Here is a 2,279-nt window from a genome sequence, read left to right on the forward strand (position 1 = left end):
TGGATTAATTAAGAGAATTATTTGTGTTGGAACTAGTATTTTAGTGATGTCTTCAGCATTAAGTATGATTGTTGCTAATACGAGTATGCTAGATGGGACTATAATTCCATTTATAATTAGGGTTTTTAATGTTCATGATGATTTTGATTTAGGGAGATATAATAGGTTTTTAGGATTTTCACATGGTCTTGATTTTGCTTTAGATAAGTTCATAGTTGTTATTTTAATTTTGGGAATATTTTATTATTTATTTAAGAAGGAAAGAAAGATTAAAATTAGTTTTATAGATTATGGTATTTTAGGAGTTTTAATATTTATATGCGGAGGCGCTTTATATATGGGATATAATAGCTATGATTTAGCACCTGGAGCGTATGGTGAAGTTGAGGAGAGAGAGTATGCATATAGGATAAATAAATATGATATGGATATAGATATTGATAAAAAGTTAAAATCAAATGTAAAAATGGATATGACATTTGATAAAAAAGAGAAAAACTGTTTATTGTATTTAGATTCAATATTTAAAGTTACAGAAGTTTTAGTAAATGGGAAGAATGTGGAATATGAAAGAGGATTTGATACTATAAATATTGATTTAAATCAAGAAGTAGAAGGAAATACAGAGGTGAAAATTTCTTATGAGGGATTAGTAAACAGAATTCTTCCAAATGGGGATGTTGATGTAATTGCAAATAAAAATAAAATTTTTTTAGAAGAAACTTATATGGCATTTTATCCAAAGATGATGGATAAAAGAGAGAAGGAATTTATTATAAATATAGGTGATGATGAAGTTTTATCTAACTTTAAGAATGAAAATGGAATTTTAAAAGGAATAGGAAATGAAGTGGTTTTATTAAAAGGAAATCTAGAAAAAGTGAATGTGGATGGATATGATATTTACACCACAAGGAAAAAGAATATAAAAGAAGAGCTAGTTTTCTTGAAAGATATAATAAATGAAATGGAAAATAAAGACGTGATTATTTCAGAAATAGAGAAACGAAAGGAAATTATATGTACAGAAGCCTTAGGGTTTAGAGTTTTAAATGGGTGCGTGATTATATGATGATAAATAATAAATTAAAGGTAGAGAATTTAAAGTTTAAGTATGGGAAAAAAGAAATTTTAAAGGGATTATCTTTTGAAATTGAAAATGGAATTATTGCTATTTTAGGACCTAATGGAGCTGGTAAAACAACTCTTATGAAAGTTTTAGTATCTCTTCTAGATGGCTATGAAGGAAAAATTTGCTTAAATGATATAAACTATTTAGATAAGTATGTAATTAAAGGTAGTATTGGGTATCTTCCACAAAAGTTTGATACATTTAAAAATGTGACAGGAAGAGAATTTTTAGAGTTTATATATGACTTAAAGGGGCTTAAAACTGGAAAGAATGAAGAAGTTGGGAAGGTTATAGAGTTTGTTGATTTTGAAGAATTTATAGACAAAAAGATAAAAACTTATTCAGGAGGAGTTTTAAGAAGACTTGGAATTGCACAAGCTTTCTTAGGTGATTCTAAAATAATAATAATAGATGAGCCAACAGTAGGATTAGATCCGGAGCAGCGAATTGTGTTTAGAAATATTTTATCTAAGATTTCAGAAGAGAAAATTGTTATAATATCGACTCATATAGTAGAAGATATTGAATTTTGTTCAAATAATTTATTTATAATGAATAAAGGTATTTTAGAATACAGAGGAAATGCTAGAGAGTTAATAGCTAAATATAAAGAATTTGTGTGGACAGATAAAATATCTAAAGATGAATTTAACAAAATAAATAGGGAGAAGAAAGTTTTAAATTTTAAAATAGATGATGGAATATATTTAGCAAAATATATATCTAAAGAAAGAGTTTCTGTGAATGCCAAAAATGAAGAAATAAGTTTAGAAGACGCCTATATTTGTTTTTTAAAGGATGAGAATAAGACATGTTAAAGAAGATAGAATTAAAAATGCTAGGGATTCGAGAATTATTAATATCATTAGCTTTCGTTTTAGTGGTATATAGTATATTTTTATTAAAAGAAGGAATTGTTGAAATTGGAGGAATTATATTTATTATGGATATAGTTTTGCCAATAGCTTTATCCCTGCCAACAATTGTAGTATTTACATTTTATATGACAAGTGAAATGAGTAATATAATAAAAGTTTATGGAGGTAAATCTTATAATAAATACTTATTAGTACTTATTATAAAATATCTTTCAATAGTAACAGTTATTTATATTATTTTATCAGGAATAGTAATTTCTTTAAATACT

The 2,279-nt window shown here is 25.8% G+C and carries 3 protein-coding genes; all 3 read left to right on the forward strand.

The window, feature by feature from the left end:
• On the forward strand, positions 1 to 1,072 hold a 1,072-nt coding region (locus ACRC28_RS09445), incomplete at its 5' end, for a hypothetical protein (RefSeq protein ID WP_438543201.1).
• Positions 1,069 to 1,950, forward strand: coding sequence for an ATP-binding cassette domain-containing protein (locus tag ACRC28_RS09450; RefSeq protein ID WP_438543202.1), 882 nt, complete (start codon positions 1,069 to 1,071; stop codon positions 1,948 to 1,950). The genes ACRC28_RS09445 and ACRC28_RS09450, both read left to right, overlap by 4 nt.
• Positions 1,944 to 2,279, forward strand: a 336-nt coding sequence (locus tag ACRC28_RS09455) for a hypothetical protein (protein WP_438543203.1), incomplete at its 3' end; no start/stop codon positions are given. The genes ACRC28_RS09450 and ACRC28_RS09455, both read left to right, overlap by 7 nt.

It is taken from the genome of Clostridium sp. (genome assembly GCF_051650885.1).
GTDB lineage: Bacteria > Bacillota > Clostridia > Clostridiales > Clostridiaceae > Clostridium.

Bases quoted from the DNA above. Each gene is read 5' to 3' on its own strand.
- ACRC28_RS09450 (WP_438543202.1), top strand. From the start codon at position 1,069: ATGATGATAAATAATAAATTAAAGGTAGAGAATTTAAAGTTTAAGTAT.